This window comes from Nonomuraea sp. NPDC049607, from assembly GCF_040675375.1.
GTDB lineage: Bacteria > Actinomycetota > Actinomycetes > Streptosporangiales > Streptosporangiaceae > Nonomuraea.
Map to the genome: position 1 here is coordinate 286,614 of NZ_JBFAOV010000001.1, position 19,183 is coordinate 305,796.

Consider the following 19,183-nt stretch of genomic DNA (forward strand, 5'->3'; position numbering starts at 1 on the left):
ACTCCGACCCTGAGTCCCTCCCGGCCTCCCCCCGGGGTCGTCCCGCGTCGCCGCTAGTCGAGCACGTGGGACGTGGCCCTGGCGTAGCGGGCGCGGATCTCCGGGACGGCCGGGGCGTCGTAGGTCGCGGTGTCCTCGGTCCGCCAGTCGGGGGTCGTGAGGAGGGCGGCGGCCTGGCGGGCGGCGCCGTCGGCGACGTACTCGCCGGGCGGCGGCACCGCGATCGGCACGCCGAAGACGGTCGGCGCGACACGGCGTACTGCCTCGGAACGGGCCGCGCCGCCGATCAGCAGCACCCGCTCCGGCCGCGTGCCGAGCGCGTCGAGGGCGTCGGCGAGGCCGCACAGCATGCCCTCGACGGCCGCGCGGGCCAGGTGGGCCGGGGTCGAGGTGGCCAGCGTGAGCCCCAGGACCGAGCCCGTGGCGGTGGGCCTGTTGGGGGTGCGTTCCCCCTCCAGGTAGGGCACCAGCGTCAGCCCGCCGGCCCCCGGCGGGGCCTGGAGCGCGAGGTCGCTCAGCTCGTCGAGGCCGACCCCGGCCAGCCCGGCGGCGGCGTCGAGGACCCGCGCGGCGTTGAGCGTGCACACCAGCGGCAGGAAGCGCCCGGTGGCGTCGGCGAACCCGGCGACCGCGCCGGTGGGGTCGGCGCTCGGCGTCTCCGCGACCGCGAACACCGTGCCGGACGTGCCGAGCGAGACCACCACGTCACCCGGCCCGGCCCCGACGCCCAGCGCGGCCGCCATGTTGTCGCCGGTGCCCGGCGCGAGCAGCGGCCCGGCGGAGGCCGGGTCGCCCGCCCGGTCGGCGGGCCCCAGCACGCGGGGCAGCAGCGGGACCGCGCCGAAGGCGGCCTTGAGCAGGTCGGTGCGGTAGGCGCCGGTCGCCGGGGACCAGTAGCCGGTGCCCGAGGCGTCGCCGCGGTCGGTGGCGAGCAGGTCGAGCGGCGGCGGGGGCGCGTCGTGCCAGGCCGCGAGGTCGCCGCCCAGGGCGAACGCACCCGCCAGCCGCCAGGTCAGCCAGTCGTGCGGCAGGCAGACCGCCGCCGTGCGGCGGGCGTTGCCCGGCTCGTGCTCGGCCAGCCACCGCAGCTTGGTCACGGTGAACGAGGCGACGGGCACCGAACCGACCGCCTCGGCCCAGGCCCCCGGCCCGCCCAGCTCCGCCACCAGGTCGGCGGCGGACCGGGCGGATCGGGTGTCGTTCCAGAGCAGGGCGTCGCGCACGACGTCTCCCGCCTCGTCGAGGCAGACCATGCCGTGCTGCTGCCCGGCCACGCTGACGGCCGCGACGTCGGCGAGCCCGCCGGCCTCCTCGACGGCCCGCAGCAGCGCGGCCCACCAGTGGGAGGGGTGGATCTCGGTGCCGGCCGGATGGGCGGCGCGGCCCTGCCTGACCAGCGCGCCCGTCTCGGCGTCACGAATGACGACCTTGCAGCTCTGCGTGGAGGAATCAACCCCAGCGACCAGCGTCACCCGAACTCCTTATGCCTGCTCCAGGGCGAGATGGTTGAGATGGTATCCGCGTCCGGGAGTGACATTAAGGAGCATTTTAGGGCGATTCACAGCCCCGAGGGGTCGCGGCCGACGCTGATCTCCTCGGCGATCTTGCGGATCTCCGCCACCTCGAGACCTGGAGCCTTGGGCAGGTGGCGCAGCAACGCCTCCATGACGACGGGCACGGGCTGACCCGCCATCAGCCCGGCGATGCCGTGGACCATCCGGAACAGCGCCTCTTCGGTGTCGTGCATCGGCAATCCCCTCGTTCGGGCCTCGTCGGCTACCGGGAGAGGCTACGGCCTGGCCACGACAGTTCGCTCGCTACCGCTCCAGCGTGTCCCGTACGGCCGAGCAGATCGCGCCGAGTTCCCGCACCTGCTCGGGGCTGAGGACGTCGAACAGGCTCCGGCGCACCTCCTCGACGTGGCCGGGCGCGGCGGCGGCCAGCGTGGCGAATCCCTCGTCCGTCAGGACGGCGACGTTGCCCCTGCCGTCGGCCGGGCAGCGCTCACGGCGCACCCACCCGCGCTCCTCCAGGCGGGCCACGGCGTGCGAGAGGCGGCTCTGGGAGCTCTGGGCCCTGGCGGCCAGCTCACTCATGCGCATCGCCCGCTTCGGCGCCTCCGACAGCGCCACCAGGATCATGTAGTAGGTGTGCGGCATGCCCGCCTCGCGCTGGAGCTGCCGGTCCAGCGCCTCGTTGATGAGCTGGCCGGCGGCCAGGAAGTGGCGCCAGGTCTGCTGCTCGTCCGGATCCAGCCATCGGGTCACCCTCTCATTTTAGTTGAACTCTCATATACTCTGACCGGGAGAAACAGGTGAAAGGGGACGACCATGCCGGTCCACAGGCTCAACCACGCGGTCCTCTACGTCCGTGACGTGGAGCGCAGCGTGGCCTTCTACCGGGAGGCGCTCGGGTTCGAGGTGGTCATGGGCATGCGCGGCGCCGCGTTCCTCCAGGCCCCCGGCTCCAGCAACGATCACGACCTCGGGCTCTTCGAGATCGGCGAGGGCGCCGGCCCCTCGACCGCCGGCCGCACCGCCGTCGGGCTCTACCACCTGGCGTGGGAGGTCGACACGCTCGACGAGCTGGAGCGCATCGCGGTCACGCTGAGCGAGCTGAACTCCCTCGTCGGCGCCTCCGACCACGGGACCACCAAGGCGCTGTACGCCAAGGACCCCGACGGGCTGGAGTTCGAGGTCTCCTGGCTGGTGCCCGCCTCGCTCATCACGGACGAGACGCTGGCCGCCCGGTCCGCCATCCGCCCGCTCGACCTGGCCGCCGACAAGGAGCGGTACGGCGCTCAGACCCGGGGCGGGGTAGGGGTGTCGATCCCGGCCTGACGTACCGTGGCAGGTATCCGACCGATTTGTTCCGGAGAGGGTCATGCCAAACGATCCGGATCACGTCCTCGACGCCATCGACGGCGTCGTGGACGAATGGGAGACGCTGAGCGCGGACGCCATGCGCTGGGCGCCGCCCGAGCACAAGTCGCCCGACCTGCTCGGCGAGGTGACGGAGATCCTGACCCCGCTCGCCGAGGCGCTCTCCGAGGTGCTGCGACCGCTCGGCGACTCCATCAACCGCGCCCTCGACCGGCTCGGCGACGACGACTGACCGGGCCCGCCGGCACGGCCGGGCCGGGCGAGCCGTCCTGTGGCCGGGGCCGGGCTGTCACGGGCCGGGCGAGCCGTCCTGTGGCCTGGGCGCCGGTCGTCAGTCTGTTCTGCGGCGGCGGGTGCGGCGCGGGTAGGCCTTGGCCGTCTCGGCCAGCCGGGCCGAGTGCTCGGCCTGGCGCCGCCAGTGGCCGTACGCGTCGCCGCGCTGGGCCAGCCTGTCGAGCTCGCGCATGGTCGTGAGCGGGATGAACGCCGGCTCGGCGTCCCGCCACGGCGTGCCGGGCAGCGGCATGAACGTGTGCGTGTGGATGCGGGCGCCCAGCTCGGCCAGATCTCCGGCCAGCACGAGCGACTGGCGCTGGTCCTCCTCCGACTCCCCCGGCATGCCGAAGATGAAGTCGACGTTCGGCCTGAAGCCGTGCTCGACGGCGATCCTCACGGCGTCGCGCACGGGCGAGGTGTCGTGCCCCCGGCCCGAGGCGGCCAGCACCCGGTCGGACCCCGACTGGGCGCCGATGATCAGGTTGTCGTTGGCCACGTACCGCTTGAGCAGCCGCATGGCCTCGGGCGTGACGTGCTCGGGCCGCACCTCGGACGGGAAGCTGCCGAAGAACACCCGGCCGTGCGGCGGCAGCTCCTCCCTGACCCCCGCCAGCAGCTCCTCCACCGCGCCGAGATCCGGGTCGGGGCCCGGCGAGCCGTAGGAGAGCGAGGTCGGCGTGATGAACCGCACGTCACGCAGCCCCTGCTCCACCATGCCCTTGACGTGCGCGCGCACGCTCGCCACCGACCGGTGGCGGAACTGGCCGCCGAACATGAACGGCGTCTGGCAGAACCGGCACGTGTACCGGCACCCCCGCGTGATCTCGATCGGCCCCTTGCGCCCCAGGAACGACGGGAACGCGTCGAGCGGCAGTTGCGGGGCCGGACGCGTCCTGAGGGCGACGCCGTCGCCGTCCTTGACCGCGAGGCCGGGCACGGTCGTCAGCGGCTCGTCCCGCCGCAGCGCCTCGACCAGGGCGATGATCGTGGACTCGCCCTCGCCGATCGCGGCCAGGTCCCAGCCGGCGTCGATGACCTGCTGCGGCTCGGCGGTGGCGTGCACCCCGCCGGCGATGTGCAGCCCCCGGCCGTCGCTGAGCGACCGGACGGTGGCCAGCTCGGCGGCCATGGCCTCGGCGTCGGGCGAGTAGAACGACCAGAGCACGAGCACCCGGTCGGCCCGGCTCGCCGCGATGTGGGCCGCCGTCTCCTCCGGGGTGACGCCCAGCAGTTGCCGGTGCTGCACGCCCGAGGCCTCCAGGGCGGCGAGCACCGCGTGCACGCCGTACGTCACCGCCTTGCGGTAACGGACCACCACATCGACTGCCAGCGCCACGACCGGCAGCGTAGCTCAGGCGGAGGCCAGCCGCATGGGACGCAGCGCGCCGGTGAGCTTGGCCAGCTCGGCCAGCATGGCGTCGGCGGCGGCGGTCATCACGTCGTTGGGCGCCACGGTGCCGTCCTCGGCGATGAACTGCTGGTAGAAGGGGATGTTGACGGCCTCGACCACGGGGATCATCTTCAGTGTGCTGACGACCTGCCGCAGGCCGTTCACCGCCCGGGTGCCGCCGGAGATCCCGCCGTAGCTGACGAACCCCGCCGCCTTGTGCTGCCACTCGTGGTGCAGGTAGTCCAGGGCGTTCTTCAGCACGGCCGTGAAGCTGTGGTTGTACTCGGGGGTCACGAACACGAAGGCGTCGCCCCGGTCCACGGTGGCGCTCCACTCCTTGGTATGGGCGTTCACGTACTGCTTGAGCTTGGGGTGGTTCGGCTCGTCGAGGAACGGCAGGCCCACCTCGGCCAGGTCGACCAGCTCGACGTCGAAGTGGCCGGAGGCGACGGCACGGCTCCTGAACCACTCGGCGACCTCGCGTCCGGCGCGGCCGGGACGGGTGCTGGCGACGATGATCTGCAGGACTGGCTTGTCCATGGGGTCCTCCCTCAGGTGGTTGATACCTCAACATTATTGAGTAGCTAAACATTTCTTAGCAAATGCTAGGATCGTCCCCGTGAGCCCCCATTCCGTCTGCGTCCGGTTCCACGTCGCACTCGAACTGATCGGCGCCCGCTGGTCGGGAGCCGTGATCCACATGATCTTCAAGGGCGCCCACCGCTACGCCGACCTCAAGGCGGCCATCCCCGGCATCAACGACACGATGCTGGCCCGCCGGCTGCGCGAGCTGGAGTCCGCCGGGCTCGTCGAGCGGCGCGTGCTGCCCACGTCGCCGGTGCGGGTCGAGTACCACCTCACGGAGATGGGCCAGGAGCTGCGCCCGGTGCTCGACGAGCTGGTCACCTGGGCGCACAAGTGGATCCCGCTGCCCGAGGAGCCGGCCAGGTCCGCCTAGCGAATACGGGCGAGCGCCGGAGGCGGGCCGGGGGTTAGACTCCCGGGCATGCACTGGCGACATTGATGAACCACCAGCGGCCGACGCGGAAGAAGCGCGCGCGGGCCTCCGAGGTGCCGAGCACCAGACGGAGTCCCTGTCCGCCTCTTCCGAGAGGGTCGCATGTTCGTCCCCAAGCTTTACGTCTACACGTTCCTCGGCGAGTTCGTCCTGCTCTACCCGGTGTACACGCTGTTGTTCACCGATTCCGGGCTCTCGGTGGCCGAGACGTCCTCGCTGTTCGTCATCTGGTCCGTGACCGGCATGGTGCTGGAGATCCCCTCCGGCGCCTGGGCCGACACGATGTCCCGCCGCCTGCTGCTGTTCCTGGGCCCGCTGCTGGCCGGCGCCGGCTTCGCGTTGTGGGTGCTCTTCCCGTCCTACTGGGCCTTCGCGCTGGGCTTCGTGCTGTGGGGGGCCGAGGGCGCGCTCGTCTCGGGCGCCTTCGAGGCGCTCGCGTACGAGGAGCTCGAACACCGGGGCCTCCAGGCGCGGTACGCCGCGATCATGGGCAGGGCCCATTCGCTCGGCATCGTCGCCGCGGCGTCGGCGATCGCCCTTGCCACGCCCGTCTTCGCGGTCGGCGGATATCCGGCGGTGGGGGTGGCCAGTGTGGTGGCCTGTCTCTTGTGTGCCGGTACGGCGTTGACGCTGCCTGAACGTCGTCGGGCGGTAGCGGGTTCGTCCGGTCTGTCCGGGGATTCGGGTGGGCGGTATCTCGCGGTTCTGCGGGCCGGTGTCGCGGAGGCCCGTACCGATCGGAACGTGCTCGAAGCGATCGTCCTGATCTCCGTCGTCACGGCGATCTGGGGTGCGCTGGAGGAGTACGTCCCCTTCCTGGCCGCCGAGACCGGCGCGCCCAGGACGGCCGTGCCCCTGCTCGTCCTGGCCGTCTGGGTCGGGGCCGCGGCGGGCGGCCTGCTGGCGGGGCCCGCCCAGCGCCTGACCGGGCGGCAGTTCGCGCTGGTCCTGGCGCTGGCGGCCGCGGCCATGGCGGTGGGCGCGCTGATCCCGCATCCGGCCGGGTTCGCGCTGGTCGCCGTCTCCTTCGGGGCGTTCCAGATGGCCGGCGTGGTGGCCGACGCACGACTGCAGGAACGCGTCTCGGGCGACCAGCGGGCCACCGTGACGTCGGTGGCCGGGCTCGGCACGAACGTGGTCACCCTGGCCGTCTACACCGCCTACGGCGCGGGCTCGCCGTTCCTCTCCCACGGGACCACGTTCGCCCTCCTGGTCCTGCCGTACGTGGTCATCGCCCTGTGGCTGGCCCGGGAGCGGGTCGCGCCGATGTGATCCTCTTCGACGCGAACGGGACGCGCTTGGGCAGCGGCGGCGGCTCCTCCCCCTCCTTCTCGGGAGCCCCCGCCCCGCCCCGGCGCGCCCGCCAGCGGGACGGGAACATGGAGGCGGCCAGCAGAATGCCGCCGATCATCAAAGACCAGGTATTCAGCAATGCCGCGTACGCGTCCAGATAATCGGCGGGCACCAGATCGAATCCCATTCTGCGGTCGCCTCCCGTGGCGGCCCGTACGAGCGACGCCACGGCCAGGGCCGTGAAAGCCAGACCGGGCAGCAGTGAGGCGACCGGAGAAATCCGGGAACCGGCCAGGACGCCGATGAGGAGCGCGGTTCCGGCCAACGCCGCGGCCGCCGTCCACTCGACCGTCCAGTCGAAGCCGGACGTGGTCGCGCGGGGTCCGTACAGAAGACCGGCCGCGATCAACGGGATCGCGGCCACTCCGACCGCGGCCCCGGCGAAATGACGAACACCATTACCCATAGGGAACACCTCCAGGCCCAATACGATACCGACATACCACCGGTTACAACTTTAGGATGAAAAATCTCCATTTGTGGCCGCTGGCCGGAAGGTCGGGCATATCGCCTTAATAGGAAACATTTGGTATCTCCTCATTTGTCTGTCAGCGGTTACCGTGACAGAACCCCCCATCGAGGAGCGGCGGCATGTTTCGCTGTGCAGTGGCGGGCGCCACCATCGTGGCCGCCTGCCTGGCCAACCCCGGCCCTCCGACGCCCGGCCCCGTGATCGAGGCGCTCTCGCGCGACCTCGGCCTCTCGGAGTCCCAGGTGATCGCCCGGCTGGCGAGCGAACGACATGCCGCCGCCCTGGAGGCCGAACTGACCGCCTCGCTGGGCGACTCCTACGCCGGGTCATGGCTGACCGAGGACGCCTCCGCCCTCGTCGTCGCCACCACCGACCCCGCCCGGACCGCCGCGATCTCGGTCCGGGGGGCGCGCCCTGTCGTCGTGCGGCACTCGCTGTCGGAGCTGGACGCCGTCGTCCAACGCCTGGACCGGGCCGCCCGCCGCCTCCGGACCGGCCCCGCCCTCTGGTACGCCGACGTCCGCGCCAACCGCGTCGTCCTCCAGGTCCCCCGGCCGGAACCCTCGCCCACCGAGGCGTCGTCGGCCCCCGGGGGCCAGGTCGCGGCGGCCCTGGTGGCGGCGGCCCGCAGCACGGCCGTCGCGGTGTCGCCGGCCGCCGAGCTCCCCCGCACGTACGGCGACATCATCGGCGGCGACCCCTTCTACGTCGGCTCGACGCGCTGCACGATCGGCTTCTCGGTCACCAAGGGCAGCGTCCCCGGCTTCGTCACCGCGGGCCACTGCGGCCACACCGGCGACCTGGTGACGTCCCCGCCCGGCACCTTCCAGGGCTCGTCCTTCCCGGTCAACGACTACGCGTGGGTCGCCACCCCCGGGCACACCGCGCAGCCGTACGTCCGCGGTCCCGGCGGGTCGCTGGTGACCGTACGCGGCTCGCTCCCGGCGACGGTGGGCGCGTCCGTGTGCCGTGCCGGCCCGACCACCGGCTGGCACTGCGGCACCGTCCAGCAGCACAACGCCACCATCACGTACGCCCAGGGCACCGTCTACGGCCTGACCCGCACCAACGTGTGCGCCGAACCGGGCGATTCAGGCGGACCGTTCATCTCGGGCGGCCAGGCCCAGGGCGTGACGTCGGGCGGCTCCGGCAACTGCAGCACCGGCGGCACGACGTACTTCCAGCCCGTCAACGAGATCCTCAGCGCGTACGGCCTGACCCTCCGCACCGCCTGACCTCCCCCACCCGCGCCCGCGCACACGCGGCACTCGTGCGACCCCGAACACACGGCACCTCCCGTGAAGCCGAGCGCCCGGCACCGATGAGTTTTCCTCCCCGGTCGAGTCTGCCCTCCCGGAAGCGGATCCCTTCCGCCGTACCCGACCGCAAGGAGGCAGCGATGACGCGCCCCAACCTGAACAGCCTGCTCCTGGCCAGCACCGACCCGGCCCGACTACGCGCCTGGTACACCACGGCCCTCGACCCCGAGTCCGACACCGACGTCACCCATTACGGCGTGCTGAAGTTCGGCGACTTCCACCTGATCATCGACACCCGGGCCGACGTGGCGGACAAGAATCCCGAGCCCGGACGGGTGATACTCAACTTCGACGTCCCCGACGCGCGCGCGATCGCCGCCCGGATGGAGGAGGCGGGCGTGTCATGGCTGGCCGAGCTCGAAGACCGCGACGGCAGCCTGTTCGCCACGGCGATCGACCCCGACGGCAACTACGTCCAGATCATCCAGCTCAGCGAAGACCACCGGAAGGCGATGTGACGATGTTCGGCAAGACGAAGGCGTTCAGCGGATTCTCCGTCAACGACCTGGCCGCCGCGAAGGCGTTCTACGGCGACACCCTGGGGCTGGAGGTCTCGGAGTCGAACGGCCTGCTCACCCTGCACATCACCGGCGGCACCGACATCCTGATCTACCCCAAACCCGACCACGTCCCGGCGACCTTCACCATTCTCAACTTCCCCGTCGAGAACATCGAACAGGCCGTCGACGACCTCACGTCCCGAGGCGTGCGGTTCCAGCGCTACGACCACCTGAAGACCGACGAGAAGGGCATCTTCCGCGGCGGCGGCCCCCTGATCGCCTGGTTCACCGACCCCTCGGGCAACATCCTGTCCGTCCTCCAGGACTGACACCCGCACCAGCGGCCTCGGGCTGGGGTCGGCTCACAGGCTCCTCCCCAGCCAGGCCAGTACATTCCGATCAGATCTGCCACGTAAGAACCTGCGCGAAAGCCACGGCGGCGTGCCACGAGCGTCCGCTGCCGCTCAGAGCAACTGCATGGGTCGCCTCAAGGGATCCCAGTCGATGGTGACGAGAGCGCCATAACGCCTGGCCAGCCTGCGGCGTAGATCCTGGCTGAACGTGTTCGTCTCGACGACGATCCGATTGAGCTCAGGTTCGATGAACATCGCCAAGACCTCGGGTTCGTCGATCGGCCGGCCATGTTCCCTGTCCTCCGTCAAGGCGGTCAGCGCCGCTTCACTGTTCCTCACCGGCCGAACCTGCGGCACGATCCGGTACGGGTCCGGTCTCCCGTATGACCGGTCCACTCCTGAGATGGGCAAGGAAGCCAGCTCCTGCCCTCGGGGCGTGACGTAGGGGGCGACGAGCCGATACGGCGCGTACAGGAGGTAGGGCGGGGCCAGATCGTACGGATGGGTCTCGGCCCGCCGCTCAGCGATTTGGATGGCCTGACTGAACGGCCCGAGGCTCACGTACCACCGAGGCATTGACGACCTGAGTTTGTAGTACACCTCCGCAGCGTCACCTGCCGCCGGTTGCACGATCACTCGCCATTCGCCCGGCATGCTCACGGGCACCGCCGTCACAGCGTAGAGAGCGAACAGCGTCAAGATCACCTTCAGCCGCATGCGGCGAGAGTGTACGACACGATCCCACCGGTGATCATTTGCGCGACATGCGACCGACAGGAACGCGTGGTGCGTGAGGCGAACGTACCTTCACAGTCGGAGACGGGCATCGGCCGAGCCGGTGCTGCGTCGTGCCCCCAGAGGAAGTGCGGAGGTCCGACCTCCGGGCAACGCATGGCCCCTCCGTACCGTCCAGGAAATCCCTCGGCCGAACCCGACCGACCACCGCCGAGCGGTACGCCCGCGCAGGAACCGTCCCGCTCTGCGGTCGCGGTGAAACTCGCGTTTCCGCAGGCAGACCGCGTCTCACGTGTCCCACCCTGTCCCACGGACGATGCGCGCGACCTCGCTCCCGTGCTCGGATGTGCCCGTCACCACGTACCGATGCCACGTGCTGACGAAGGCACGAAGAGCCGGCGAGTTCCCCCGTGAATGCGATCAGGAAAGGCAGTGACAGGACATGAGCCACCACGTCAGCGAGAACGTCCTCAGCGTCAAGGACATCGAGCAGCAGCCCAAGGCGCGCGGAACGCGATTCACCCTCAACGGCGCACTCTGGGCACTCCAAGCGTTGTGGGGCTTCTTCTTCGCCGGCAGTGGCTTCGGCAAGGTGCTGATGTACGACGACATCCTGTTCGCAGCAGCTCCCCGGGCCGTGGCCTGGTACGCGGCGGTGCCTCAGTCCCTGATCGTCTTCATCGGGATCGTCGAGGTGCTCGGCGGCGTCGGCCTGATCCTGCCGTCGATGACGAAGGTCAAGCCGATGCTGACGCCTCTCGCCGCCGCCGGCCTGACGCTGACGATGATCCTCGCGGCCGGTTTCCACATCATCCGCGGCGAATACGAACTGGTGCCCGCCAATCTCCTGCTGGGCGGCGTCGCGGCGTTCATCACGGCCGGACGATGGAAGCTGCGGCCCGTCTCCTCCGCCGCCCTCACCACACCACGCGTACTCACCGCGATCGCGGTCCTGGTCGCACTCGCCCTGCTGACGTTCGCCCCGACGTGGTACACGATGACCAACGCCCAGTTCTGATCACCGACGGATCGAGGGCTTCGCTGACGTAGCCATTGCAACCCGGACGCCGGAAACTCGAAAGGCCCTCCGCCGGACGCGGCGAGAGGGCCTTTCACCTGCGGAGGATCTGAACCCCGGCTGGTTGCCGCCAAGCCGCCCTTGGCAACGCGCGGCACCACCGCTCAGGACACGGTCTTCCTGGAACGGGTTTGCCCCCTTCAACAGTGCCACCGGGCTCGAAGCACAGTCTCCCGCGCCATCAAATCTGTCATTCGACTAACATTTGACATTCATGTGACACAATACTCGGCATGAAGGACACCATTCCACGGCTGCTGCGAGACGCACACCGCACCAGAAGGCGCCACGAGTGGGCAGCAGTCCAGCGACGGCGGCTCGCCGAGATCGTCGAATACGCCCGCACCAACTCGCCCTACTACCGCGATCTCTACAGCGGCCTGCCTCCCGACATCGACGACTCCGCATCGCTGCCCGTCACCGACAAGAAGGCGCTGATGGCGCACTACGACGATTGGGCCACCGACCGCGAGGTGACGCTGGCACGGGCGCGCGCCTTCGCCGCAGATCCGCAACTGGTCGGTGGACGATTCCTCGACCGATACCTGCTGGTCACCACCTCGGGCACCACAGGAAACCCCGCGATCTTCGTCAAGGACGATCGCGACATCGCCGTCAACTACGCCCTCAGCATGCGGATGATGGGGTCCTGGCTGGACCTCGCCGACCTCACCCGGATCGTGGCCGGCGGCGGACGGATGGCCATCGTGGCCGCGACGAACGGCCATTTCCTGGTCTCGGCCGGCGCCGCCCGCATGCGCGCACATCGGCTACAGCGCAAGGCCGTCCGTCTCTTCTCCGTGCACACCCCTCTCGGTGAACTGGTCGAGGCGCTCAACCGGTTCCGCCCCGCCCTGCTGCTCGGCTACGGCAGCGTCCTCAACATGCTCGCCGCCGAGCAGGAGTCGGGACGGCTGCACGTCGCGCCGGTGGTGGTCGAACCCGCCGGCGAGACGCTGACCAGCGGTGACTACGCGCGGATGGCCCGCGCCTTCGAAGCCAAGGTCCGCGACACCTACGGCGCCAGCGAGTGTCCCTTCCTCACCGAGGGCTGCGCGTACGGGTGGTATCACGTCAACAGTGACTGGGCCCTGGTCGAACCGGTCGAAGCCGACCACTCCCCGACCCCGCCGGGCAGGCCGTCCCACACCGTTCTGGTGACCGATCTGGCCAACCGAGTACAGCCGATCCTGCGCTACGACCTCGGCGACAGCGTCCTGCAACGGCCTGACCCGTGTCCGTGCGGCAACCCCCTGCCGGCCATACGGGTACAGGGACGCGTGGCCAACCTGCTCACGTTCACCACCGGACGGGGCGAGGTCGTCATCGCGCCGCTGATGCTCAACACCCTGGTGGACCGCACGCCTGGAGTCCAGCTCTACCAGATCGTCCAAACCAGCCCGGCGAGCCTGCGCATACGGATGCTGCCCTCGCCCGGGGCGGATCCGGAAACGGTGTGGAGGGCGGTGCTCGACGCGATCGGCGGCCTGCTCGCCGACCACAAGCTGGACCATGTCATCCTGGAACGCGCTGAGGAGCCGCCGCAGCAATCCCCCGGCGGAAAGTATCGGACGGTCGTCCCGCTGAAGGATTTCGCATGATGTCAGATTCCCAGCAGCCCGGACTGCGGGAGCGCAAGAAGGCCGGCACTCGCGCCGCCATCCAGCGACATGCGCTGCGCCTGTTCCGCGAGCAGGGTTACGACGCCACCAGCGTCGAGCAGATCGCCCAAGCGGCCGACGTCTCGCACCGGACGGTGTTCCGCTACTTCCCGACCAAGGAAGCGTTGGTCACCCTCGATGACTACGACACCCTCATCGCCGAGGCGTGCGCGGCCCAGCCGCCGGAACTCGGTCCGGTGCCGGCGCTGCGCAACGCCTTCCGGGCCGTGTTCACCGACCTGACCGACGTAGAGGTCGCCGCGAAGCAGGAGCGCCAGGCGCTGGTGCTCAGCGTCCCCTCGCTGTGGGCGGCCAGTCTCGCCAACGTCACCCAGACCAAGCAGACGCTCACCGAACTGGTCGCAGCCAGGCTGGGCCGTCCGCAACGCGACGACCGAGTGCGGGCCGTCGCAGGCGCGGTGTTCGGCATCCTGCTGTCGGTCTGGCTGGACTGGGCCAAGGACCCGGAGTTGGACGCTCCGGCGCTGTTGGACAGCGCGCTCGCCCATCTCGAAAGCTCCGTGAACTAGAGCTGTCCCGACAACCTTCACTCCTTGAGCCGGCCGGCACAGCACGGCCATGCCCACGAGCTCAACCCTGCCCATGGGCGCCAAGCCGGGGATGATTCCGAGCAGGGGGTTTCCTTCTACGACCACGTCGGGCAAGGTTCCGTTGACGTCGGGGTCGAAGAGGTCCTTCACGTCATCCCACAACAGGTCAGGCACAGTACATTGACTTCGACGTCGACCTCAGAGAATTGCAGGGGCAGGAGCGGTTGGATGTCCTGGTGGCTGTCCTCCGCCTGATCGGACAGCGTCTCGGGAAGTCTGTGCTGATGACTGCGGAGGGTTCTCCCGGTCATCCGGATCTCGGCTTCGATGTCGAGGCCGGCCGGGTGGTGCTGATAGTCGGACCGACTGGTCCGGGTCACGAATTCGCTCCAGGCGGCCGTTGAACCACCACCTGGAGCTTGTGGATGTCTCCTGTGGAGTGAGTACGCTGCCGGGATGGTCTCGGACTATGGGATGTCGGGGTCGCAGTTCCCGCCGAGGCGGGTAGCCGGTCGGGGGCGTGGCTGGTATCGAGGTGACTGCCATGTGCACTCGGTTCTCTCGAATGGCGGAGAGCTGACGCCGGAGCAGCTTGCGGCCGGTGCTCGTGCGGCGGGGCTGGACTTCATCGCGACCACCGAGCACAACACCGCAGCTGCGCATGGCGCCTGGGGCTCGCTCGTCGGCGACGACCTACTGGTGATCATCGGCCAGGAAACCACCAGCCGAACCGGGCACTGGCTGGCGCTCGGCATCGATCCGGGGCAGGTGGTCGACTGGCGGTACGGCGTCCGCGACGACGTGATCGGCAAGCATCTGAATCGGGTACATGAGGCCGGTGGGCTGTGCGTGGCGGCCCACCCGCACGCGCCGTACCCCTCTGGTGCCTTCATGTACCCGTTCGAGGGGTTCGACGTGGTGGAGGTGTGGAACGGGCTGTGGAGCTCCGATGAGCCGTGGCAGGCGGACAATGCGGCAGCACTGGCCGAATGGGGTCGCGGCTTGGCCGTCGACATCCGCCGTGGACGGTGGCGACCGGCGATGGGCAACAGCGATGCCCATCTGGAGGGCCAGATCGGCAGACCGCACACCGTCGTGCTGGCCGAGGAATTGAGTGCTGACGCAGTCCTCGCCGGCATCCGTGCCGGCCGGAGCTGGATCGCCGAATCGGCCACGGTTGAGCTCTCGTTCCGGGTCTCTGCTGGTGATGGCAGTGCCGGCATCGGGGGGCGGCTGGATACCCACGGCGGACCTGCTGTGGTCCGGGTGGACGTCCGTGGTGTGCCGTCCGGCACCGTCAGCTTTCACACCGATCGAGGGACTGTGCACCGCGCAGCATTGCCGGGCAATGGATCAGGCGTCCTGGAGTGGCAGACCAACGCGGAGGAATCAGCCTTCGTCCGCCTAGAGGTGCGTCATCCCGACGAACACATGGCGGCGCTCACCAACCCCATCATCCTGAGCTGAGCGAGCGAAAGGTCGGCGCGCGGCGCCCGGGGTCGCAGCGGACGGTTGAAGGTGCCCGTTGCAACCAGAACTGCAACCAAGACGCCCGGAAAGTTCGAAAGGCCCTTCCCCGAAGATCGGGGAAGGGCCTTTCAGCTGCGGAGGATCGGGGATTTGAACCCCGGATGGTGTTGCCACCAAACCGCATTAGCAGTGCGGCGCCATAGACCTGACTAGGCGAATCCTCCTGGAAGCCATCGCGGCTCAGCACAGCGTACCGGCCTTCTGGCGAGGCGGCAAAGCGGTTGCGTGTCGTGCCTTCGCCAAGAGTTATCAACAGCCTGTGGGTAACCTCCTGTGGATGAAGCCCGCCCCATGCTAGGGCGGGCTTCCAGGTTGTGGACAACCCAGCTCAGGCGGGGTTCGCCTCGCCCTCGATCTCGATCTTGACCTTCTTGCCCACGAGCACACCGCCGGCCTCCAGGGTCTGGTTCCAGGTCAGGCCGAACTCCTCGCGGTCGAACTCGGTGTTGATGGAGAAGCCCCACACCGCGGCGCCCCACGGGTTGGTGCCGGCGCCGCCGTACTCGACGGTGAGCTCGACCTGCTTGGTGACGTCGCGGATCGTCAGGTCGCCGACGACGGTGAACTCGTCGCCCGAGTGGCCGACCACGCGGGTGCTCCGGAAGGTGATCTCGGGGAACTTGTCCGTGGCGAGGAAGTCGTCGCTGCGCAGGTGGCCGTCGCGGTCGCCGACGCCGGTGTCGATGCTGGCGGTCTTGATCGTCAGCTCGGCCGTGGACTCCAGCGGGTTCTCCGCGATCGTGACGGAGCCGGTGAAGTCACCGAAGCGGCCGCGTACCTTGCTCACCATCATGTGCTTGACCACGAAGCCGATGCGGGTGTGGGCCACGTCGAGGTTGTACGTGCCGGCGGCGGGAATGGTCAGGGACTCCCAGGTGCGGGTGCTCATCGGGTTCTCCTCGGGAAGGTTGCTGTGCGGATGTCTGCGGCAACAAATGTCTACACGAGGAATATTCCGCAAGTCAACTAACGTCGGTTAAGGTATGGACGTGAAGCACATCGATGACCCCAGGCTGACGGCGATGGGCCTGCTCGCCGAGGTTCACGCAGGTCTGGCAGCCCGGATGCAACCCGTCTTCAGCAGGGCGGGATTGTCGGGCATCGACTTCGAGACGGTCATCCGCCTGGCACGATCACCGCGGCAGGCGCTGCGGATGACCGACTTGGCCGCCCAGACGGGCCTGTCCACGAGCGGCGTGACCAGGGTCGTCGACCGGCTCGAACGTGAGGGCCTGGTGACCAGGCAGGCGTGCGCCACCGACCGCAGAGCCTCTTACGCCGCGCTCACGGACGCGGGACACGAGCGACTGGCGAGCGTCCTGCCCCAGCACCTTGAGGACATCAAGGACAGCTTCACCGGCCTCCTGAGCGAGGCCGAACTCGACGCGTTCCTGCAGACACTCCGCAAGATCAGAGACGTCGTGCGCCCCTGCGCGACGGCCGGCGCGGAGGAGACCACCCACTCGCTCAACTGAGCCGCACGCCGACTACAAGGCCGATGACGAGGACGCCTCCGGAACCCCCGAGCCGCCCGGCTCCGAGGAGATCCCCAAGGCGCTCCTGAGCTTGGCCATCGCCCGTGACACCGTGCTCTTGACCGTGCCGACGCTGATCCCGAGCGTCCTGGCGATCTCCGGTTCGGTCATGTCCTCGTAGTAACGCAGCACGATCGCAGCCCTCATACGTTCGGGCAGCCCCTCCAACGCCTGTTCCAGCAGCTCGTGCACCTCCCCGCAGGCCGGCGGCTCCGCCGCGGCCACCTCGGGCAGGTCGTCCGACGGGTACTCCTCCAGCTTGCGCCGCCGCCACTGCGAGATGTTGATGTTGACCATGGCCCGGCGGACGTACCCGTCCAGCGCCTTGCGGTCCTCGATGTTCCCCCACTTCAGGTACGTCTTGGCCAGCGCGCTCTGCAGCAGGTCCTCCGCGTCCAGCGGATGCCCGGTGAGCTGACGGGCGGCGCGCAGCAGCGCGGGACCGCGAGCCGTGACGTACTCGCGGAACTCCTCTTCCCACCCGGTGGTCTGCATCGTGGCCAGAATCGCAGCCTGATGCCCTTTTGCGACTGAACCACAATTCAGGTTTCGGCCCGACGAAGACAAAGGTCAGTCAAGGTCGGTGGCAGATTGTTCGAAGGCGGGTGTCAACTACCTTCCCCGGGGATGCGTATTTTGCTCCCCTCTGTTCGCCACGGCACGAGCCGCTCCGGAGTCATGTGAACCTAGTACCTGACGAGGGAGGGCGGATGGGCTATCCGAACGTCGAACGCCGCAGGCGGCTCGCGGCCGCCGCGCTGGGCCGCACCCCGGGCATCGCGGGCCCCGACCTGGCCGACGGCGAACCTTTACGCGCCGTCGCCGGCGAGATCCTTGACGTCAGCCCGCATCTCATCGTCATCGAGACCCCCGAAGGCGTCGAGGAGCGGCTTGTGATCGCCCCCTGGGCCACGGCCTGGCACGGCGCGGAGATGGCGCCCGCCGACCTCCCGGCGGGCTCCATGGTGCTCATGCGCACACTGCGCGACGGCCGCGTCGTCGAGCGGATCTGGGCCGACACCACCCGCCTCACCGGCACGATCCTGTCGGTCGAGGGGCGCAAGGAGCTGACGGTCGAGCTCGACTGCGGCCCCCACCGGGGCCCCCGGACGATCGTCATCCCCTACCCGGCCACCGGACGGCTGCAGGTGCGGCATCCGAAGTTCGAGCCGGGCTACCTGTTCGACGCGATCGGGATCAGGCGCGGCGGCTCCGCCCTGGCGCTGCTGCCGGCGACCTCGCAGCCCGCCCACCGGTCGGGCATCGTGCCGGCCCCGGCGCCCGCGTACGCCGGGGCGCAGGCGCGCATCTCCGGCACCGCCACCTGGTCCGACACGTTCGACGAGGAGGAGCGCGGCGCGGCGTACCCGATGCTGGAGCGCGTGGACACCGGCTGCCCCGACGCCGGGCTCTCCTGCGCCGGCCTGCCCTACCTCGCCATCGGTTCGCTGTTGCAGGTCAGGAACACGTGCGCCGACCGCGCGGCCAACCTGCCGGTGGTCGCCTGCGGCTGCCTGGCCGGGCGGTTCTGCGACCGTTGCGTCGAGTGCGACACCTCGCCGCGCGGCCGCGTCGCCGAGCTGTCACCCGCCTCGTTCGTCGAGCTGGGCGGCGAATTGATCAAAGGCTGCTTCAACGCTCAGATCGGATTGGGGTGACGGGCGTGTTCGATTCGCAGATGCCGATCCTGATCGTGCTGCTGGTGATGGGCGCCGGCGCCAAGGTGGTCACGGTGTACCGGGGCGGAGAGCCGGGCACCCTGTCCAGGCTGGGCCCGGCCGTGCTCATGCCCGGCCGCATGCAGGCGCCCTCGCTGCTGGTCTGCGCGGTCGTCGAGCTGGTGCTGGCCGGGGGGCTGCTGTTCGCCACCGCGCCGATCTTCAGGTGGGGGACGGTCGGCTTCTTCGCCATGTGCACGTACGTGCTGGTCGAGCTGCGCAGGCGGCGTCCTGACGCGGGCTGCGGCTGCTTCGGCGAGGTCAGCTCGGCGCCGGTCGGCATACGTTCGATCGGCCGGACGGTCGTACTGACCGGGATGTCCGCGTTGTCGGTGGCCGCGCCGGCGTCGGGCTGGGCGGCGACGGTCCATCCGACCTGGCTCACGGCCGCGGGGTTGGCGGTGATCGCGCTGCTCTCCCCCGAGATCGAGGAGCTGGTCGATCGCGTACGGTACCGCGCCCCCTGCGAGCAGCGCCCCGGCCCCACCGAGCAGGTGATGCTCTCCCGGCTGAGGTCGAGCGGCCCGTGGCGGGCGCACCAGGAGGCACTGACCTCGCCGGAGCCGTACGACAGCTGGCGCGAGCTGTGCTGGCGCTTCTTCGTCTTCACCGGCCGCGACCAGGACGACGTGGTCTTCGCGGTCCACCTGAGCGGACGGCGTCCGGCGGTGCGCGTGGCGGTGGTCAGCAACGACGACAGCGACTCTCTGCCGGAATATACGCCAGTATCGGCGTGACGCTAGAGAGCCCTAGATTTCCGTATCCAGGCACGGCGATATGACTCTATTGGGCTGTCTAGCTTCCCCACTAGA

24 protein-coding genes and 1 tRNA gene are annotated in these 19,183 nt (G+C 69.6%); 14 read left to right on the forward strand and 11 right to left on the reverse strand.

The annotated features are described in order from the left end of the window. Positions 1 to 53: 53 nt before the first annotated feature. From AB0J97_RS01405 to AB0J97_RS01415, 3 genes are all read right to left on the reverse strand, one after another. Positions 54 to 1,472, reverse strand: coding sequence for an FGGY family carbohydrate kinase (locus AB0J97_RS01405; protein WP_364083077.1), 1,419 nt, complete (start codon positions 1,470 to 1,472; stop codon positions 54 to 56). Positions 1,473 to 1,558: 86 nt separating this feature from the next. Next, complete coding sequence (locus AB0J97_RS01410; protein WP_364083080.1) at positions 1,559 to 1,747, reverse strand: hypothetical protein; 189 nt, start codon at positions 1,745 to 1,747, stop codon at positions 1,559 to 1,561. Positions 1,748 to 1,817: 70 nt separating this feature from the next. After that, positions 1,818 to 2,267 (reverse strand): MarR family transcriptional regulator, encoded by a 450-nt coding sequence (locus AB0J97_RS01415; RefSeq protein WP_357692879.1) that lies wholly within the window; start codon positions 2,265 to 2,267, stop codon positions 1,818 to 1,820. A 63-nt stretch (positions 2,268 to 2,330) separates the two neighbouring features. On the opposite strand from AB0J97_RS01415, the gene AB0J97_RS01420 reads away from it, so the two are divergent. Both AB0J97_RS01420 and AB0J97_RS01425 read left to right on the forward strand, forming a co-directional pair. Further along, entirely contained in the window at positions 2,331 to 2,840 is a 510-nt protein-coding gene (locus AB0J97_RS01420; RefSeq protein ID WP_364083083.1) for a VOC family protein, read from the forward strand. A 43-nt stretch (positions 2,841 to 2,883) separates the two neighbouring features. Further along, positions 2,884 to 3,114 (forward strand): hypothetical protein, encoded by a 231-nt coding sequence (locus tag AB0J97_RS01425; RefSeq protein WP_357692883.1) that lies wholly within the window; start codon positions 2,884 to 2,886, stop codon positions 3,112 to 3,114. A 99-nt stretch (positions 3,115 to 3,213) separates the two neighbouring features. On the opposite strand, the gene AB0J97_RS01430 is transcribed toward AB0J97_RS01425, so the two are convergent. Next, positions 3,214 to 4,494, reverse strand: coding sequence for a TIGR04013 family B12-binding domain/radical SAM domain-containing protein (locus AB0J97_RS01430; RefSeq protein WP_364083086.1), 1,281 nt, complete (start codon positions 4,492 to 4,494; stop codon positions 3,214 to 3,216). A 15-nt stretch (positions 4,495 to 4,509) separates the two neighbouring features. After that, on the reverse strand, positions 4,510 to 5,088 hold the full coding sequence (locus AB0J97_RS01435) for an NAD(P)H-dependent oxidoreductase (RefSeq protein WP_364083089.1): 579 nt from the start codon (positions 5,086 to 5,088) through the stop codon (positions 4,510 to 4,512). A 79-nt stretch (positions 5,089 to 5,167) separates the two neighbouring features. Between AB0J97_RS01435 and AB0J97_RS01440 the strand changes: the two genes are divergently transcribed. Both AB0J97_RS01440 and AB0J97_RS01445 read left to right on the forward strand, forming a co-directional pair. Then, positions 5,168 to 5,506, forward strand: coding sequence for a helix-turn-helix domain-containing protein (locus AB0J97_RS01440; RefSeq protein WP_357692889.1), 339 nt, complete (start codon positions 5,168 to 5,170; stop codon positions 5,504 to 5,506). A 162-nt stretch (positions 5,507 to 5,668) separates the two neighbouring features. Then, positions 5,669 to 6,838 (forward strand): MFS transporter, encoded by a 1,170-nt coding sequence (locus AB0J97_RS01445; RefSeq protein ID WP_364083092.1) that lies wholly within the window; start codon positions 5,669 to 5,671, stop codon positions 6,836 to 6,838. On the opposite strand, the gene AB0J97_RS01450 is transcribed toward AB0J97_RS01445, so the two are convergent. Then, positions 6,795 to 7,346, reverse strand: coding sequence for a hypothetical protein (locus AB0J97_RS01450; RefSeq protein ID WP_364083095.1), 552 nt, complete (start codon positions 7,344 to 7,346; stop codon positions 6,795 to 6,797). The genes AB0J97_RS01445 and AB0J97_RS01450 overlap by 44 nt on opposite strands. Before the next feature lie 164 nt (positions 7,347 to 7,510). Between AB0J97_RS01450 and AB0J97_RS01455 the strand changes: the two genes are divergently transcribed. The 3 genes from AB0J97_RS01455 to AB0J97_RS01465 all read left to right on the forward strand — a co-directional run bounded on the left by AB0J97_RS01455 (position 7,511) and on the right by AB0J97_RS01465 (position 9,539). Beyond that, the gene (locus AB0J97_RS01455) at positions 7,511 to 8,626 is read left to right on the forward strand and encodes a S1 family peptidase (protein WP_364083098.1); all 1,116 of its coding nucleotides are present in this window, start codon (positions 7,511 to 7,513) and stop codon (positions 8,624 to 8,626) included. A gap of 164 nt (positions 8,627 to 8,790) precedes the next feature. Then, the gene (locus tag AB0J97_RS01460) at positions 8,791 to 9,168 is read left to right on the forward strand and encodes a VOC family protein (RefSeq protein WP_364083101.1); all 378 of its coding nucleotides are present in this window, start codon (positions 8,791 to 8,793) and stop codon (positions 9,166 to 9,168) included. A 2-nt stretch (positions 9,169 to 9,170) separates the two neighbouring features. Beyond that, entirely contained in the window at positions 9,171 to 9,539 is a 369-nt protein-coding gene (locus AB0J97_RS01465) for a VOC family protein (protein WP_357692899.1), read from the forward strand. 135 nt (positions 9,540 to 9,674) lie between these two features. Here the strand turns inward: AB0J97_RS01465 and AB0J97_RS01470 are convergent, their stop codons facing one another. Then, positions 9,675 to 10,280, reverse strand: a complete 606-nt coding sequence (locus AB0J97_RS01470) for a hypothetical protein (protein ID WP_364083105.1) — start codon at positions 10,278 to 10,280, stop codon at positions 9,675 to 9,677. A gap of 460 nt (positions 10,281 to 10,740) precedes the next feature. Between AB0J97_RS01470 and AB0J97_RS01475 the strand changes: the two genes are divergently transcribed. The 3 genes from AB0J97_RS01475 (at position 10,741) to AB0J97_RS01485 (ending at position 13,567) form a co-directional block, all read left to right on the forward strand. Continuing rightward, positions 10,741 to 11,316, forward strand: coding sequence for a DoxX family protein (locus AB0J97_RS01475; protein WP_364083108.1), 576 nt, complete (start codon positions 10,741 to 10,743; stop codon positions 11,314 to 11,316). 293 nt (positions 11,317 to 11,609) lie between these two features. Beyond that, the gene (locus tag AB0J97_RS01480; RefSeq protein ID WP_364083111.1) at positions 11,610 to 12,977 is read left to right on the forward strand and encodes a hypothetical protein; all 1,368 of its coding nucleotides are present in this window, start codon (positions 11,610 to 11,612) and stop codon (positions 12,975 to 12,977) included. After that, on the forward strand, positions 12,974 to 13,567 hold the full coding sequence (locus AB0J97_RS01485; RefSeq protein WP_364083114.1) for a TetR family transcriptional regulator: 594 nt from the start codon (positions 12,974 to 12,976) through the stop codon (positions 13,565 to 13,567). Before AB0J97_RS01480 ends, AB0J97_RS01485 begins: the two co-directional genes overlap by 4 nt. A 167-nt stretch (positions 13,568 to 13,734) precedes the next feature. Here AB0J97_RS01485 and AB0J97_RS01490 read toward each other — a convergent pair whose 3' ends face one another. Beyond that, positions 13,735 to 13,968: a hypothetical protein gene (locus AB0J97_RS01490; RefSeq protein ID WP_364083116.1), complete on the reverse strand. Its 234-nt coding sequence runs from the start codon at positions 13,966 to 13,968 to the stop codon at positions 13,735 to 13,737. 94 nt (positions 13,969 to 14,062) lie between these two features. Here AB0J97_RS01490 and AB0J97_RS01495 point away from each other — a divergent pair, with 94 nt between their 5' ends. Further along, the gene (locus AB0J97_RS01495; protein WP_364084215.1) at positions 14,063 to 15,055 is read left to right on the forward strand and encodes a CehA/McbA family metallohydrolase; all 993 of its coding nucleotides are present in this window, start codon (positions 14,063 to 14,065) and stop codon (positions 15,053 to 15,055) included. Positions 15,056 to 15,193: 138 nt separating this feature from the next. Here the strand turns inward: AB0J97_RS01495 and AB0J97_RS01500 are convergent. Both AB0J97_RS01500 and AB0J97_RS01505 read right to left on the reverse strand, forming a co-directional pair. After that, positions 15,194 to 15,282 (reverse strand) — tRNA-Ser (locus AB0J97_RS01500). 164 nt (positions 15,283 to 15,446) lie between these two features. Then, positions 15,447 to 16,007 carry a YceI family protein gene (locus AB0J97_RS01505; RefSeq protein ID WP_357692911.1) on the reverse strand — a complete coding sequence of 187 codons (561 nt, stop codon included), beginning with the start codon at positions 16,005 to 16,007 and terminating at the stop codon, positions 15,447 to 15,449. A 94-nt stretch (positions 16,008 to 16,101) separates the two neighbouring features. On the opposite strand from AB0J97_RS01505, the gene AB0J97_RS01510 reads away from it, so the two are divergent. After that, positions 16,102 to 16,593: a MarR family transcriptional regulator gene (locus AB0J97_RS01510; RefSeq protein ID WP_364083121.1), complete on the forward strand. Its 492-nt coding sequence runs from the start codon at positions 16,102 to 16,104 to the stop codon at positions 16,591 to 16,593. A 12-nt stretch (positions 16,594 to 16,605) separates the two neighbouring features. Here AB0J97_RS01510 and AB0J97_RS01515 read toward each other — a convergent pair whose 3' ends face one another. After that, a complete protein-coding gene (locus tag AB0J97_RS01515; RefSeq protein ID WP_364083124.1) occupies positions 16,606 to 17,148 on the reverse strand; it encodes a SigE family RNA polymerase sigma factor in 543 nt (180 codons plus the stop codon). A gap of 215 nt (positions 17,149 to 17,363) precedes the next feature. On the opposite strand from AB0J97_RS01515, the gene AB0J97_RS01520 reads away from it, so the two are divergent. Both AB0J97_RS01520 and AB0J97_RS01525 read left to right on the forward strand, forming a co-directional pair. Next, positions 17,364 to 18,311, forward strand: coding sequence for a hypothetical protein (locus AB0J97_RS01520; RefSeq protein ID WP_364083127.1), 948 nt, complete (start codon positions 17,364 to 17,366; stop codon positions 18,309 to 18,311). 5 nt (positions 18,312 to 18,316) lie between these two features. After that, positions 18,317 to 19,108, forward strand: a complete 792-nt coding sequence (locus AB0J97_RS01525) for a MauE/DoxX family redox-associated membrane protein (protein WP_364083130.1) — start codon at positions 18,317 to 18,319, stop codon at positions 19,106 to 19,108. Positions 19,109 to 19,183 lie beyond the last annotated feature (75 nt).